At 27.8% G+C, this 15,185-nt stretch carries 15 protein-coding genes, 2 tRNA genes, 1 other RNA gene and 1 pseudogene; 11 read left to right on the top strand and 8 right to left on the bottom strand.

Annotated features, from left to right (window positions below):
* Positions 1 to 180 (bottom strand): annotated as a pseudogene (locus T386_RS0103105) (hypothetical protein); the annotation flags it as partial.
* A gap of 169 nt (positions 181 to 349) precedes the next feature.
* Between T386_RS0103105 and T386_RS0103095 the strand changes: the two are divergent.
* Together T386_RS0103095 and T386_RS0103085 are read left to right on the top strand one after the other, a co-directional pair.
* Positions 350 to 796, top strand: a complete 447-nt coding sequence (locus T386_RS0103095) for a hypothetical protein (RefSeq protein WP_156935937.1) — start codon at positions 350 to 352, stop codon at positions 794 to 796.
* A 311-nt stretch (positions 797 to 1,107) separates the two neighbouring features.
* Complete coding sequence (locus T386_RS0103085) at positions 1,108 to 1,590, top strand: R.Pab1 family restriction endonuclease (RefSeq protein WP_029513685.1); 483 nt, start codon at positions 1,108 to 1,110, stop codon at positions 1,588 to 1,590.
* Positions 1,591 to 1,626: 36 nt separating this feature from the next.
* Here T386_RS0103085 and T386_RS0103080 read toward each other — a convergent pair.
* The 6 genes from T386_RS0103080 to T386_RS0103055 form a co-directional block, all read right to left on the bottom strand.
* Positions 1,627 to 1,701 (bottom strand) — tRNA-Trp (locus T386_RS0103080).
* A gap of 52 nt (positions 1,702 to 1,753) precedes the next feature.
* Positions 1,754 to 2,089 (bottom strand): SoxR reducing system RseC family protein, encoded by a 336-nt coding sequence (locus tag T386_RS0103075; protein WP_051622793.1) that lies wholly within the window; start codon positions 2,087 to 2,089, stop codon positions 1,754 to 1,756.
* 106 nt (positions 2,090 to 2,195) lie between these two features.
* Entirely contained in the window at positions 2,196 to 2,429 is a 234-nt protein-coding gene (locus T386_RS0103070; RefSeq protein ID WP_036460009.1) for an acyl carrier protein, read from the bottom strand.
* Positions 2,430 to 2,453: 24 nt separating this feature from the next.
* Complete coding sequence (gene prmC, locus T386_RS0103065; protein ID WP_029513682.1) at positions 2,454 to 3,167, bottom strand: peptide chain release factor N(5)-glutamine methyltransferase; 714 nt, start codon at positions 3,165 to 3,167, stop codon at positions 2,454 to 2,456.
* Positions 3,167 to 4,243: a peptide chain release factor 1 gene (gene prfA / locus T386_RS0103060; protein ID WP_029513681.1), complete on the bottom strand. Its 1,077-nt coding sequence runs from the start codon at positions 4,241 to 4,243 to the stop codon at positions 3,167 to 3,169. The genes prmC and prfA overlap by 1 nt, the downstream gene beginning before the upstream one ends.
* Before the next feature lie 99 nt (positions 4,244 to 4,342).
* Positions 4,343 to 5,770, bottom strand: a complete 1,428-nt coding sequence (locus tag T386_RS0103055; protein WP_029513680.1) for a DUF2179 domain-containing protein — start codon at positions 5,768 to 5,770, stop codon at positions 4,343 to 4,345.
* A 264-nt stretch (positions 5,771 to 6,034) separates the two neighbouring features.
* Between T386_RS0103055 and T386_RS0103050 the strand changes: the two genes are divergently transcribed.
* The 6 genes from T386_RS0103050 to T386_RS04460 all read left to right on the top strand — a co-directional run bounded on the left by T386_RS0103050 (position 6,035) and on the right by T386_RS04460 (position 13,082).
* Positions 6,035 to 7,999, top strand: coding sequence for a DNA topoisomerase subunit B (locus T386_RS0103050; protein WP_029513679.1), 1,965 nt, complete (start codon positions 6,035 to 6,037; stop codon positions 7,997 to 7,999).
* 145 nt (positions 8,000 to 8,144) lie between these two features.
* Positions 8,145 to 8,459: a thioredoxin family protein gene (locus tag T386_RS0103045; protein WP_029513678.1), complete on the top strand. Its 315-nt coding sequence runs from the start codon at positions 8,145 to 8,147 to the stop codon at positions 8,457 to 8,459.
* Between the two features lie 70 nt (positions 8,460 to 8,529).
* Positions 8,530 to 8,973: an SsrA-binding protein gene (gene smpB / locus T386_RS0103040; protein ID WP_029513677.1), complete on the top strand. Its 444-nt coding sequence runs from the start codon at positions 8,530 to 8,532 to the stop codon at positions 8,971 to 8,973.
* An 80-nt stretch (positions 8,974 to 9,053) separates the two neighbouring features.
* Positions 9,054 to 10,184 (top strand): hypothetical protein, encoded by a 1,131-nt coding sequence (locus T386_RS0103035; RefSeq protein WP_051622792.1) that lies wholly within the window; start codon positions 9,054 to 9,056, stop codon positions 10,182 to 10,184.
* A gap of 71 nt (positions 10,185 to 10,255) precedes the next feature.
* A complete protein-coding gene (locus T386_RS0103030; protein ID WP_029513675.1) occupies positions 10,256 to 10,480 on the top strand; it encodes a helix-turn-helix domain-containing protein in 225 nt (74 codons plus the stop codon).
* Positions 10,458 to 13,082 carry a DNA-methyltransferase gene (locus T386_RS04460; RefSeq protein ID WP_029513674.1) on the top strand — a complete coding sequence of 875 codons (2,625 nt, stop codon included), beginning with the start codon at positions 10,458 to 10,460 and terminating at the stop codon, positions 13,080 to 13,082. Before T386_RS0103030 ends, T386_RS04460 begins: the two co-directional genes overlap by 23 nt.
* 348 nt (positions 13,083 to 13,430) lie before the next feature.
* On the opposite strand, the gene T386_RS0103020 is transcribed toward T386_RS04460, so the two are convergent.
* Complete coding sequence (locus tag T386_RS0103020) at positions 13,431 to 14,408, bottom strand: LacI family DNA-binding transcriptional regulator (RefSeq protein WP_029513673.1); 978 nt, start codon at positions 14,406 to 14,408, stop codon at positions 13,431 to 13,433.
* A 99-nt stretch (positions 14,409 to 14,507) separates the two neighbouring features.
* On the opposite strand from T386_RS0103020, the gene ffs reads away from it, so the two are divergent.
* The 3 genes from ffs to T386_RS0103010 all read left to right on the top strand — a co-directional run bounded on the left by ffs (position 14,508) and on the right by T386_RS0103010 (position 15,101).
* Positions 14,508 to 14,594, top strand: an RNA gene (gene ffs, locus T386_RS04505) — signal recognition particle sRNA small type.
* A 14-nt stretch (positions 14,595 to 14,608) separates the two neighbouring features.
* Positions 14,609 to 14,992, top strand: coding sequence for a hypothetical protein (locus T386_RS0103015; protein WP_029513672.1), 384 nt, complete (start codon positions 14,609 to 14,611; stop codon positions 14,990 to 14,992).
* 25 nt (positions 14,993 to 15,017) lie between these two features.
* A tRNA-Leu gene (locus T386_RS0103010) sits at positions 15,018 to 15,101 on the top strand.
* Positions 15,102 to 15,185 lie beyond the last annotated feature (84 nt).

Genomic DNA, 15,185 nt, shown 5'->3' with positions numbered 1-15,185 from the left:
CTTTGCCTTAATTATTGCCTGTGCATTAGGATTTATTTGATTTAGCTCGCTTAATTTTCCCAAGCCAGCTAATTTTTTTACTCCTTTTCCATAGCCTAATGAAATACCTGCTGAAAGATAATAATCATTATCTTTTAAATTTGCTTTTATCAAAATCAATTTTTGTGCTTTTTCTATCATATCAAAACAATTATATCAAAGATTGTAAAGAAAGTAAGAAAAAAGTAAAAATTTTTTTGTTTATATATGAAATATATAAAAGATTAAAAAAGTTAGCATTTTTTGATGCTAACTTGGAAACTCAGGTGAATATATTGAAAATTTCAATTTTAAAATTTTGAATTCAAAATTGAAATTCAGATTATTAGATATTAAAACAATAGATCAAGAAGTTAATAAATATCCTAAAAAGGGTTCTAATAATGGCTTACAATTTTATACTATAAGAGATATTAATGCACTAATGAGAAATGCTTCTTTTATTGAAGGAAATACCACTAATGGTGTATCGGTGTCTTCTGACAATATATATCAATATGGTTGATTATTGTATTTTAAAAATAACTTTAAACCTAGTAATAATGAATATTTGTATGGCAATTTATCTCCTTTATACCCCGAAAATATCACATCTGAATTTAAAAATACTGCTGCTTTTTATGCATTTAATAATAATCTTCTAGTTAGAAAATATTATTCACGCAAAACAATAGAAAATATATATGGTTCTGAAATTCAAAGCAATTGTTTACAAAAAGAATTAAACAAAATGTATTTATTTGAAAATAGATTATAAGGAACAAATTGTTATGGAAAAAATAGGTTGTTTTATATAGAGCAAGATAAATTAATCGTTAAAATACCTGTAAAAAATAAGGGAAAATTTAGATGAAAAAATAGAAAATCGATAAATGATTTTGGAATAGGTTTTTCAACTGATAAAACCGCATATTCTCATGATAGCTATGTGGAGTGACAAATAGGATATGATATACCAGTACATGACTATAATAAAAATCCCGAAGCTAAACCCTTTCTAATTTCACATTTATTAATTTAAAAGGGGTCAAGAAACACCCATATGAATTATCTGAATTTTTATTCGCTATGTTTGATGCTAATTTGATAACTATAAGCGAGATAGAAAAATTAATAACAGATTTTAACCAATCGAAAACTTCGTTAGAAAATGAATTTCAAATTCAAATAAATAAAGTTAAAAACTATGTAGCTGATGGCAATATTTCATTTTGCCAACAAGATATAAATTTGCCTACTTTTATATATAGCGGAAATAATGATTATTCATATATTGAGGTTTCAATCGAAAAACAACAATATGCATCAGGTGTCCAACCTATGTTGTATTTTTCTATACCTATAAAATCGTTAACCGACGGTGAAGAAATGATAGGCAAAACAGCTAAAAATCTAAATTTTAGCTACACTACATTTGTCATAGACAAGACTAATAAAGACTGTCTCTTAAATATGTTCAGAATATTTGGAATATGTTCAGCTAAACATAAATATGATATCCAAGAAATACTGAAACTATTGGTTCAAAATTATGATAAAAAAAATAAATAAAATGAATAGTTCGCTCTATAAAAGGGATTAAAAAAATGGCAGGAGTGACAGGATTCGAACCCATAACACACGGGGTTGAAGCCCGTTGTTCTACCGTTGAACTACACTCCTACAAATAAGTGAAACTTATTATACTTAATTATTTAAAAATCGGATAATTTATCTATTTTGCTGCTGAACGAATAGCAATAATTAAGAAAAAGGTGATAATTATCATAAGAATAGATATAAAAATACCTGCGGTCGCTTGTCCGCCGCCAGCACCACCTTTTGTTTGTTTAGATATGCTTAAACCAATACAACTAAAAATAAGCCCTAAAATTGGAATAAAAAATGCTAATACTAACCCAACAATAGCAATATAATTAGATTCATTTAAATTAACTTCTTGTTGAGGTTGTTCAGCTGATGTACTTTCGCTACTTAAATTTATTCCGCATTGCGAGCAAAATTTTGATTCTTCTGAATTGTCATTATTACATTTCTTACAAATACTCATGGCTTCCTTTACAGTAATATTTTTGGTATTAAAATGAACCTCAATAATTATATTATTATCAGGCTAATACCAAAATGCAAGTTGTTACTAAGAACCATCTGCTTATTTATTTTAAGAGCTTATTAAAAATAGTTTCGATATCACCAACAACCTTAATATTTTTTAAATCTTCATCAGGAACTAAAACATTATATTTATCTTCTAAATCAAAAATAAGTTCAGCAAGTGAAAGTGAATCTATTTTTAAATCTTTAAATGAAGAATCAAGGGTAACCTTAATTTTTGTAAGGCTTTGAATTTTATCAATAATTTCTTTTAATATTTTTTCTTTATTATTCATAAATCACATTATAAATGAAATTAATTAAACAAATTTAATAAAAGCAAATCTTTCTTTGCCGGCCATATCTTTTTTAATTACTACATTTTTAATACTAGACCATTTATTCATATGATTAGGATTTATTTCAAAAATTAATAAACCATTTTTATTTAAAAAATTAGGTGCTTCTTCTATAATTTTATTATAAAAATATCAACCATTATCAGGCGCAAAAATTGCATTAAAAGGCTCAAAATTGCTTATATCTTTTTGAACATCTTTATCATCAAAAGCCACATAAGGTGGGTTAGAAATAATTACATCAAATTTTCCTTTTATCTCATTAAAACAGTCGCTTTTGATAATCTTGATATCATTATGATTAGGAAAATTTAACATAATATTTTCATTAGATTGCTTAATAGCATTATCATCAACGTCGCTCATTGTCACATCAAGTGAGGGCATATTTTTTTTAAGCGCTATACCTATAAAACCAGAACCACAACATAAGTCTAAAACCTTCATATTAGGCTTAGCATATTGTTTTAAAAAAATATAAATTAATTCCTCAGTTTCATAACGAGGAATTAAGACTTTATGATTCAAATTTATTCTAACATTTGCGTACTCAACATAACCCATGATTAGTTGAACCGGTCAACCTGATTCGAGTTTTTTTAATTCATCATCAGTTATAACTTGTTTTAAACCATATCTCTTCTTTTCTAATAAAAGATCAGCTTTTGTGGGCATTAAAAACCACTTTCCTTAATTTTTTGATTTTGTTCTTCTGCTAATAAAGCATCAACTATGGGTGTTAATTTGCCTTCCATAATTGGTTTTAGGCTCGTTGAAAAACCAATTCTATGATCGGTCACTCTATCCTGTGGATAATTATACGTTCTAATTTTTTCACTTCTATCACCATGACCTGCAAGTTTTCTATATCCTGATTCTTCATCTTGCTTCTTTTGTAATTCTAAATCATAAAGTTTTGACTTTAAAATAGTTAGCGCTGTTTCTCTATTTGCTATCTGACTTCTTTCATCTTGTGATGTAACGATAATATTAGTTGGTAAGTGAGTAATTCTAACAGCTGAATCTGTTGTATTAACTGATTGCCCACCAGCACCACTTGATCTATAAACATCAATTTTTAAATCAGATGGCTTGATTTCAATTTCAATAGAATCATCAATTTCGGGCATAACAGTAACAGTAGCAGTTGAAGTATGAATTCTTCCTTGTGATTCAGTAACTGGAACACGTTGAACTCTATGAACACCTGATTCAAATTTGAACTTTGAATAAGCTTTATCGCCTTTAATTGAAAAAACAACTTGGCTAAATCCACCAGAATTAGCAGCACTTGTTGATAAAATTTTAAATTTGAAGTCCAGCTCCTCAGCAAATTTACTATACATCCTAAATAAATCACCAGCAAAAATATTTGCTTCATCGCCACCAGCTGCACCTCTGATTTCAACAATTACATTTTTGTCGTCATTCTCATCTTGGGGGAGAATTAAAATCTTTAATTTGTTTTCTAATTCCAATAATTTATCACTATTTTCATCAATAATGATTTTTGCAAATTCAACTTCTTCAATATTTTTAGACTCAAGCATAGTTTTAGCTGTTTCAATATCATTTAATAAATTTTCATACTTTATAAATGTATCAACAATATCTTTTGATTTAGCAATTTCTTTGCTAATTTTAGAATATTCTTTGATATTATTGATAACATTTTGGTCATCTAATTTATTCACTAAATCAATATAACTTTGTTTGATTTCTGATAGAGATTTAAACATTGTTTTTTCCATAATAGTAAATATTATAATAGAAAAGTAATTTTCAAACAAACCCATTAATTTTGATTTACATTATTTAATAAAAAAATCAAGGACTGCCTTGATTTTAAATTAAAATTTTTGTTCTGGTATATAAAGTCTTCCATCCACAGAAGCAACATTGCTGATGGTTATTAATGCTTCTGTATCAATAGATCTAACTTTTTTGATAAGCCGAGGAATTTGTCTATATAGAGTTATCGATGATAAAATTTCTAATTTATTTCCTGAATAACCCCCAACACCATTTTGTACGGTAAAACTATTAATGGTTCGTGAATCACTGACAATGGCTTTTCTAATAGCATCCATGTTGTGTGAATACACCTTAAATTGAACAATCTTAAATCTTGGGAACAAATTATTTAAGTAGATAACAAAGATAAAATTACATACATATGTCGACGCGAAATTTGGTGAAAAGTAAAAGTCTGCTTGTCAAGCTAATTTCCCTATTTTTGCGGCAATATCATTATCTGTTCCATCAAGATATTGACTTACTTTTGCAAAGTCGCCAGCAATCATACTGCCTGGAATATAAGTACCAATAAGCACACTAAATAAAATAATTACAATATTAATATAGCCATTTATTGTTCCAAAGTTTTTTTGTTTATACACAGACATATATTCGCCAATAATACCAGTTACTCCTGCTGAGCCACCTAAAATAGCTATAATAGCAAAGAAATAAGCTAACATAATTCCATAAATAATTGCAAAAATTATTTGCACTATTGTGTTTCCACCATCATTTCATTGTAGTGGAAGCAACTTAATTAAATTATTAGTATTTTCAGCGTTTCAATGATCATGATTTTCAAGAGCACGTTTTACGTTCTCGCTGATTTCAGGATGGTCAAAATTACCAAAAATTGTAAAATCGTTCAATGCTGGTATTTGACCCAAGGCCACTGAAACAAGGCTACTTAAAACTAAAAATTCTAATGTTAATAACGTATAAACTTTTCCTAGTTTTTTTCAACTGAAAATAAATAAAGGAATACTTAAAACTAAATATAAAACTCAGAATAATGAGTGTTCTATTATGTTGAAAGCTAATTTTGTTATATTAGGATTATGTCTTAAAGCCGTAACAGTGATTTTAGAAACCGCTTGACCAAAAGCAGCTAAACCAAAGTTATAAATTCCAGGGTTTTTAACCAAGAAAATTCCGGCAACACCATAAAGTATTGACAAAATTGCTGTAATTAAACCTAATTTTCATAATGGCATTAGCGCATAAAATCTTGACAATTGCAATACAAAATTTGACATTTTTGTATATCTATATTGTGTGTTTTTTTTGTCAACAATTCTTATTTTGTTTCTATCTTTATCAGTAAGAATATCTCCTAATTCATCATATTGGAAAGTTTCAATGGGCTCATCTTTGTGTTTATCTTGTAGTACATCTTCGACTTTGATTTCATCATTATTTTTTTTATTTTCTTCTGATAGTTCTTCATTAATCAGATTGTTATTATTTTTGTCTGTCATTGCTAATTACTCCTTCCGTTTTGATTACAAAAATAAAAAAAACACGGCAAGATGCTATAATATTTTAACAAATTAAAAGATTAGTGGTTAAAATTGATTAATTTCATTGTTTTACAGCAATATTCAAAAAATCAATTCAGTATTCGTTTTCTTCTTTTTAACGATGAATCAGCACCAGCCAAATATTATTTTTTTGATATAATTCAATAATATTTATATTATATATTATTTAAATATTTAATGTGAGCAATAATGAGGTAACTTATGGAAGATAATAAAAAAATCGATAATAAAATTCATCATGAAGGTGATTATGATGCATCAAATATTAGGGTTTTAGAAGGTCTTGAAGCTGTTAGAGTTAGACCAGGAATGTATATTGGTACAATTACTGATAAAGGTTTACACCATTTAGTTTGAGAAATCGTTGATAACTCAGTCGATGAATGTATGGCTGGCTTTGCTAACTTAATTAAAATTACAATTTGCAAAGATGGATACATTGAAGTTGAAGACAACGGACGTGGTATTCCAGTTGCTAAACACCCACAAACTGGATTATCAACAGTTGAAACTGTTTTAACTGTTTTACACGCTGGTGGTAAATTTGACTCAAACGCTTACAAAGTATCTGGTGGTTTACATGGTGTTGGTGCTTCTGTTGTTAATGCACTAAGTACAGATTTTCAAATTTGAGTAAAAAGAGAAGGTCATATTCATTATGCTCGTTTTAATAATGGGGGTAAAACTGTTGAACCTTTACATATTATTGGCGATGTAGATGTGAATGAAACAGGTACAAGAATTAAATTTATCCCTGATTTTAGCATTTTAGAAAAACATCCATTTTCAGCAGAAGCTATAATGGATCACGCTAAAAGAATTGCTTATCTTACAAAAGGCACTCGTTTAATTGTTACTGATGAATTCACAAACACAACAGAAGAATTCTTCTATGAAGGTGGTTTAGTTGATTATATTAATGAACTAAATGAAGGTCAAAGACTCATTCATGAAAAAGTTATAAATGTTGAAGATTCTTATGATGCTGATAAAAGCGGATCTAAAATAGCAGTTGATGTTGCCCTACAATACACAGCAAGTTTTCAGCCAAGAATTACAACATATACAAACAATATTGTAACAATCGAAGGTGGAACCCATGATCAAGGTTTCTATGACGCCCTTGTAAGAATTATCAATAATTATGGCCTCAAAAATGGAATGATAAAAAGTGATACTGATAAATTGAACAAAGAAGATGTTTCAAAAGGTTTAGTTGCTATTGTTTCTGTAAAACACCCTAACCCTATTTTTGAGGGGCAAACCAAAGGTAAATTAAATAATAAAGATGCTCGTACTGCTGTCCGTGAAACATTAGCACCGGTTTTAGAAAGATATTTCGATGAAAATCCTATTGATGCGCGTGAAATAGTTAACAAATGTCTACAATCTAAAAAATCTCGTTTAGCTGCTGAGGCTGCTGCTAAAGCAGTTCAAGCTAATGCTACAGTTGATGGTGTAGCAAACTTACCTGGAAAACTAGCTAATTGCACAAGCAAAAACGCAGAAATTTGTGAACTTTTTATTGTCGAAGGTAATTCAGCTGGTGGTTCTGCTAAAATGGGTCGTGATAGAAACACACAAGCCATCTTGCCCCTGCGTGGTAAAGTTATTAATGCTGAAAAAGCTGCTCCTGAAAGAGTTTTATCAAACGCTGAAATTATTTCACTAATTACCGCCCTTGGCACTGGCTTAAATGAATCATTTAATATTAATAAACTTAGATATCACAAAATTGTAATTATGACTGATGCTGATGTCGATGGCGCCCACATCAGAACATTATTATTAACATTCTTTTACAGATACTTTAAACCTTTAATTGAATATGGTTTTGTATACATAGCACAACCACCACTATACAAAATTCAACAAAATAAGTTTTTAGATTATGCTTATACAGATGCTCAAAAAGAACAAATTATGTCTACTTTAAATCCAAATACTAAAATAACAATTCAACGTTACAAAGGTCTTGGTGAAATGGACCCCGAACAATTATGAGAAACCACAATGGATCCAGAACACCGTAGAATGTACCAAGTACAGATTGATGACGCCGCTAAGGCTGATTGAGCATTTACAACCTTAATGGGAGATGATGTTTTACCTCGTAGAGAATTTATTGAAAAAAATGCTAAATTTGTTCAAAATATTGATATCTAATTGTGTAAGTCATGAATAATCTTTAAATCTTTGAAAAATTAAAAAAATGCAAAAAGTGTAAAAAATGCATTTTTTTTGACTAAAAATTAACTTTTTGCTTTAAAATAACATTATCTAGTAATTAGATAAATTGTGAAAGGAAATTATGTTTAAAGAAATTAGCGCAAAAGAATATAAAGAAACAATTGAAGGCAAAGACAAAGGTTTATATCTCCTTGTTTTTCATGCATTATGATGTGGCCCATGTAGAATGTTTAAGGACTCTTTGCTTGAAATAACCAATAAAGATCAAATAAATGTTTATAGAATAAATATCGATGAAAACAATGATTTAGCTAGTGAATTCCAAGTTCGGTCAATTCCAACCTGATTTATTTATAAAGATGGAAAACAAATTGCTATGCACAACGGCTATAAACCATATGAGGAACTTAAAAAAATTATTGAAACCTTAAAATAATTATTAAACTTGCATTATTCAAAGCAAGTTTTTTTATGCTCCTTTTTTAAAATAAATATAATATAACAATATGAAAATTATCAGTGATAATCGAAAAGGAATGCACGGCTATAAAATAATTGATAAATATGAAGCAGGTATCTCTTTAATGGGCTGGGAAGTTAAAAGCGCCAGAGCATCAAAAGTCAATTTAACTAACTCTTATGTTTTCTTTAAAAGAGGAGAGTTATTTTTGTGCAATGCAAACTTTGCCCAATATATGCTTTTAAAAGTCGATGAAACACGCGATAGAAAATTATTGATGCACAAACGAGAAATCATTCGTTTAAAGGCAAAAATGGAAAAATTAGGCAATGCTACTATTAAACCTACCAAAATTTATTTTAATGATAAGTCTAAAATTAAAATTGAAATTGCGCTAGTGCAAGGCATGAATAAAGCTGATAAACGTGAAGAAATTAAAAAACGAGACAATGAAAGATATATCAAAAGTGTTAAAGATAGATATCTGTAAGGATAATCACTTTTCAAAAAATGCGCTCGTCAAATTTATGTGTAATCAAGGTAAAAAATAGTGAAAGAAGGTTATATATTATGACTAAGAATACAAAAAATCAAATTCGATTGAGAGCATTTAATTTTTTATCTCAATTTGGAGATGATATAAGAACCAAACTTTCTAATATTTGTGGAAAAACAGCTCAATATGATATTCCTACGGAGTTATTTCAAAAAAGAACTCATAGAAGCAATAGAATTCTTTTGCCATGAAAATCTGTGAAAAATAATAATTTAACATTAGATCAATTAAATACGTTTTCTAATGGTGTTGTTGTTGAATTTGTCAATGAAGATTTTTTTGATAAAAATAATCAAGCAAATCCTATATTTTGTGAACTTAGGGCAAGACTTGGCTCCAATGAAAATGTATCATCTATGATTTCAATAAGATCTGAATCGGGTAGTTCATCATCAAAAGTACAAAGAGATAATTTTAAAAAGTTGATTAGTAACACAAAAGTCACATACAAAGGAGAAACAATAATTTTGAATAAATATAATTATCAAAATTATGCTATTAAGAGAATAGAAAAAGGCGGAAGAGGGAACTCAAATTGGTCAGGTTTTTTGTTTGTTTCTATTAAAGGTGGTCAACAAGATACTATCGAAACACACAAAGGAAAAGTTGAATTATTATTTAATCCTGCTTGCGAGTATGCATCTGATGATGTTTGCCTAGATGTTGATTTAGTGATTTCATATTTTGCATTGATGAGTGTTGACAAAAATGCTTTGAAGGATGATGAACAATTAAAAAAATATAACAATTTGCTTAGTGATATTGAAACTGTTTTATCAGAATCATTTTACGACAACGATTCATATAAAGGTAATTTATTAAAATATTGTAAAAACCATCCATCTCTCAGGCTTGAACCAGGAAAGCTTTTTGATCCGATTCAAGTTGAGCAAATTGATATTGAAAATTTCGGAATTAAGGAGAAAGAAAATCCGAAATGCCTTGATTTTACTCATGATGAAGCAGTTAATCTTGATAAGTTTTACTGAGACAGAATTAAAAAATGTATATTATCCGCAACGAGACCATGTAATGTTTTTTGGTCTAAGCATCTATCAAATATGATGCAACAAAATTTTTCTCTTGTTGAATATTTTGAACATGAAGAACAAATTAATAAACGCAGAAAAGAAAAATTAAAATAACGATATCATGTAGTTTTATTATGAGTTCTCATTATTTTTTTATGCTATAATAATCAAAAAGGACGATATAAATGCTTTGTTACAAAAAATTGTGAAAAATGTTGATTGATAGAAATTTAAATAAAAATATGCTTCATATTATGACTGGCCTTAGCCAATCTACTATCAATAAACTTGTTAAAAGCGAAAATGTTAATACAAATGTGCTAGATAAAATATGTTCTACATTAAAATGCGATATAAATGACATTGTAGAGTTTAAGGAAGATGAAAATGAGAATAATTGAAGCTATTAAAAATTATATTATTAATATAAATATACTTCCAGAAAGCCTTGATAGTGTCCTAAACAAAATTAATGTGGATCCTAAAAAAGATTCAACAGAGATTAACTATAATGAAATAGAAAAAAATATTAACTGTGTTTTAGTTGATAAATATTGTTTAAATTCACGCGATGTCAAGGTTATTGCTAATTCAATCATGCAAAAAGGGCTTAAAATAGGGCGTAAGGAAAAAAACCAAATAAAACAATACCTTGATTATGGTGATGAAGGCGCTTATAATGAATTAAGCCTTCTTTTAAAAAATAACGGATTATCAGAAGACGAAATAAATTTAATAATTTACAAAACAAATTATACAAAACAAGCAATAGATGCATTTGTTAAAAATTGAAATGACGCATCTAACAAAAAAGACGAAACCAAAATGCGTGATTATATTCAGGGAATTTATTCTAAACTTGTTGTTTTATTAAACACTGATTTGCTTAGCCTGAATGAATTATTTCTCTCGAATAAAGAAGCGCTTAAAAAAGAAGTTTCGGTTTCGCTGTTTGAAAAAATTAAAACATTCTGTCAAAGTGAAAAAAAAGAAAAATCGTTTTTTGTTAGAAGAAAATTTTATGATTTTTATATGTCGATATTAAAAGAAGATTTAATATCTAAATCAGACAATAATCAATTAGAGCCCATTATGAATAAATCTTTTTTTAAAAATAGTATTTTTACTGATTTTAGTACTGAGCGCTTTGGATTAATTTATATTTCAATCGATCAATCATTATTCGATATGTGTGAAACAGAGATTAAATTTTATTCTGTTGTTTTAAATATTATTCAGCAGTCATATCGTTTGCTCGAAAACCACAGAACACTCTCAATAAAAATATCTAATATTTTTAATAAAAATGGTATTAATTTAAAGTGATACTTATATAGTTATATTGGTATTTATTCAGAACATTTTATTCCAGCAATTGAAAAAGGGAAATTTTATGACGGAAGCAAATTAGCAATCAATCGCTACAAATATTTTAATAAAACTATAAATTCTACAACCGAGACGCTTTTTAAAGATTTCTTTTTAGGCAAAATATCATTTAGTAATTTAAAAAATAATATTAATTCATGTGTACCATTAGATCAAATAATTTTAGATTTTGATAAGGTTTGGTATGGTTATACATTCGCTGATTGTGTCGTTATTAAAAATGGTAAATATGAGCAAAATTATGAAATCAATTTTATCGAGAATAATAATGAAATTCTATTAATTTTTAATAAATATCGTAACGATAATCGAAAAATTCCATGTCCGAATTGTGCTAGTTTGAAAATTAGTGGAAACTCATATTCCGAGGTTGGTTTAAAAAGTTGGGAATGCAAAAATGAATCATGCCCTTCTAGGAGTAAATCAAATAGGGGTAAAAGATATTCTTTTAAATCAAACTTCATGCAATTTGGATTCGAAGATAATATAGATGTTATTAATAAAGATTTTATATATGGATGACGTAGAGATATCGTAGACAAAAAAAATAATAATGAAATATATGAAATGCTTATTAGATATTTTTCATTTTCAAATGATGATGTTCTGTTTATTAATACCGATATTGCTAATAAACAACTTTATAATCGTAATATTTTTAATATTCCTTTAAGTAAACAAAAAGTAATTACCCTAGAAAATAACACTTTTACCAATTATTTTAATAATGGAGAATATGTTAGAAGATTTAGTTTAAATGAGACTTTGAAAACTAACAACAAGATAGATGAAAATTTAGTTCAAACTATAATGAATAACAAAAAATCTGTATTAATTAATGGAAATTCACAAGAAATATTATCTAAATTGCCGGAAAATTTATTTACCAGTGCTGTAACCTCTCCTCCATATTATAATGCGCGTGAGTATTCTAAATGACCTGATCTATATTTGTATTTAATGGATATGTTCAAAATTATTAAAGAAACATATAGAACTATGAAAAAGGGCGGAATTTATCTTTACAATATTGGTGATATATGTGGCAATGAAAACACAATTGTGACATCCACAATGGGAAATAAGAGGATTTTACTCGGAGCTTACACGATATATATATTTAAAATGGCAGGTTTTGAGCTAATTGAAAATATCATTTGGGATAAAGGAGAACCTCAAAGCAACAGACAGAAAAATGATGGAAAATTTACACCATATTACCAAAAACCGATGAATGTGTATGAACATATGTTTTTATTTAAAAAACCTGGCAGTCAAATTTTAATTAAGAATATCAATGAAGGCAAATATGAAAATTGAGATAAAAACATAATTGAGTTTGCGCCGGTGATTAAAATTAATAATAAAAAAGAGAATATGTTAGGGCATACTGCTCCATTTCCGATAAATATACCTAATTTTGTCTCAGATTTATTCACAACTGATAATGATTCTTTAATTTTAGAGCCTTTTGCTGGCTCTGGTACCTCAATTATTTCTGCATCTATTAATAAGAGAAAATGTATTGGTTTAGAAATATCAGTAGAATATAGTGATTTAATCAAAAAAATATGTCGTCAAAACAATATCCCTTTGGAGTTTATTAAAATTTTGCCAAATTAGGAATTGTTAGTAAGTTTTGGCAATAAAACATCAATTAAAATACGGCTTCTCAATAAATTAATTACTTTATGTTGTTTTAGATATTTAGAGATCTGAAAAAATAAAGGATAAAGTACATAGGTATGCGATATAAAAAATAAACGAAACAAAAGTTTCTGTGTTTGGGAAGTTGAAATCAACCAATATTATTTTTTTATAGACTTATAAGAAAAAATGGTACTCATAATTTACATACCATTTTTTTAAAAATATCAGCCTGCAATAAAATAATTTCAAGAATTCTCTCACTTATATAAAAAATAGTTATCACCAAATAACTATTTTTTATTTTTAATCTTTCAGCATATCCTACTCATTCACAAGTGTTTTCTTTTTAATTATTGAAACAGCTTCAAACTTACGATTTATACGCGCCATATTATTGTTTATTGAATCAGATAGAATTCTAACCATTTGGCATCCTAATAAATGATAGTCAATAAAAATCTTGCATCTGTAATTATTTTTTCAATCGTAAATCGATGAATAACCTATATCTGTTAATCTTAGATTTTTATCTTTTGAAGAAACTAATGTAATAAATGTTTCATGTGTTGAACTGATTAAATTAACTATATTGTTTTGATAAATAAAGTTTATAAAATTTACAGTAGCTGACTCACTTCTATTATCTACATCTATTCTTAATGGAGCCATTCCATATTCACGACAGTATTTTTCATAACCTAAATATCTTTCCTGTCTCTCAACTTCAGATAGCTTAGTATCTACAACAAAAGCTATTTTTTCATTTTTTTCTGCAAAAGCAGCAAACTTTTCAGTTAAGTTGTAAAAAGCCTTTGTGTAATCAATAGTTATATGATTAACACGTTTATCATTGGTAGGATAAACAAGTGAAGCGCATTTGTTAACATTTTCAACTATGTAATTTAGAATAGGTTCTTGATTGTGGTTTGGTAAAAAGAAAATTACCGACCAAGGCTTCCATGATAGAACATATTTAATTGTTTCTATATATTTTTCAACATTGGAACTAGCATAAATAACTAATGCTCTCGCATTGATAACTTTTGCTTGGTGATTAATCCCTAAGATTACTGATGAATAATAATTTGGGGCTGTTTCAGGCAAAATTATAAATACTGAATTGTCATTACCTCTAATTAATCTTGCTCCATGATTTGGGTAATAATTGTGTTTTGAAATAATTTCTTGGATTTTAACTTTTGTTGATTTTGAAACATAACCACCATTATAAAATCGGCTGACTGTGCTAATAGATACATTAGCTAGTCTAGCAATATCTTTATAAGAAAAATTTTTCATATAATTATTTTACTAAAAAATAAGAATATGGAAAATTTTCATAGTTGTATTTTTTCAGAATGCTTTTTTCTTAGAATTTAGTTGTTTTGTTATAATTTGTCCGCTGGTGGAATAGTAACCTTATAAACTGGTCAGGACAGAAATGGAGCAGCCATATTGAGAAGTGCTATGTTTGCCAGCTTTTTTAAAAAAGAGGTATTATGCATATCACACAATCAGAAACAATTAGTTTTTCATTTTTAACTGTTTTTCTTTTAGCAACTTTTTTAATTAAGATATATTTCTTTTTTTCTCTTAAAGAAAAAAGTTGATATGATGCTCAAAAATTAACTAGTTCATGATTTTCTAATATTATTGTTTTAACTATTAGCGTGATACTTTCGATATGTGCTTTTTATCCTTGATTAATGGTTTTATTATTAAGATTATTTTATAGAAATTATTATAGAACTGATATTGACCTAATAATAGTAAGAATACCTATTATTACTGGTCTTATCATTGCTCAATTCATTATTTTAAATAGCCTAATCTTATTTCTTAAATTTGTAATATTAAAAAAATATGCTAAGGCTAAAAATTAGAATATGATATTATATTATAGCATTTCCCCAAGTGGTGGAATGGTAGACGCTGTGGACTCAAAATCCACTGGAGAGATCCGTGCAGGTTCAAGTCCTGTCTTGGGGACCATTTGATTAAAAAATCATCTTTAAAATTGCTTGTTATAATGGCAATTTTTTTATAAAAATAAGAGCACATTAGGCTCTTGTTTTT

Origin of the sequence: Mycoplasmopsis primatum ATCC 25948 (assembly GCF_000702785.1) — a bacterium.
Taxonomy (GTDB): Bacteria; Bacillota_I; Bacilli_A; order Mycoplasmatales; family Metamycoplasmataceae; genus Mycoplasmopsis; species Mycoplasmopsis primatum.
Note: the sequence above shows the minus strand (reverse complement) of the source record. Positions and strands in the feature narration are given on the sequence as shown.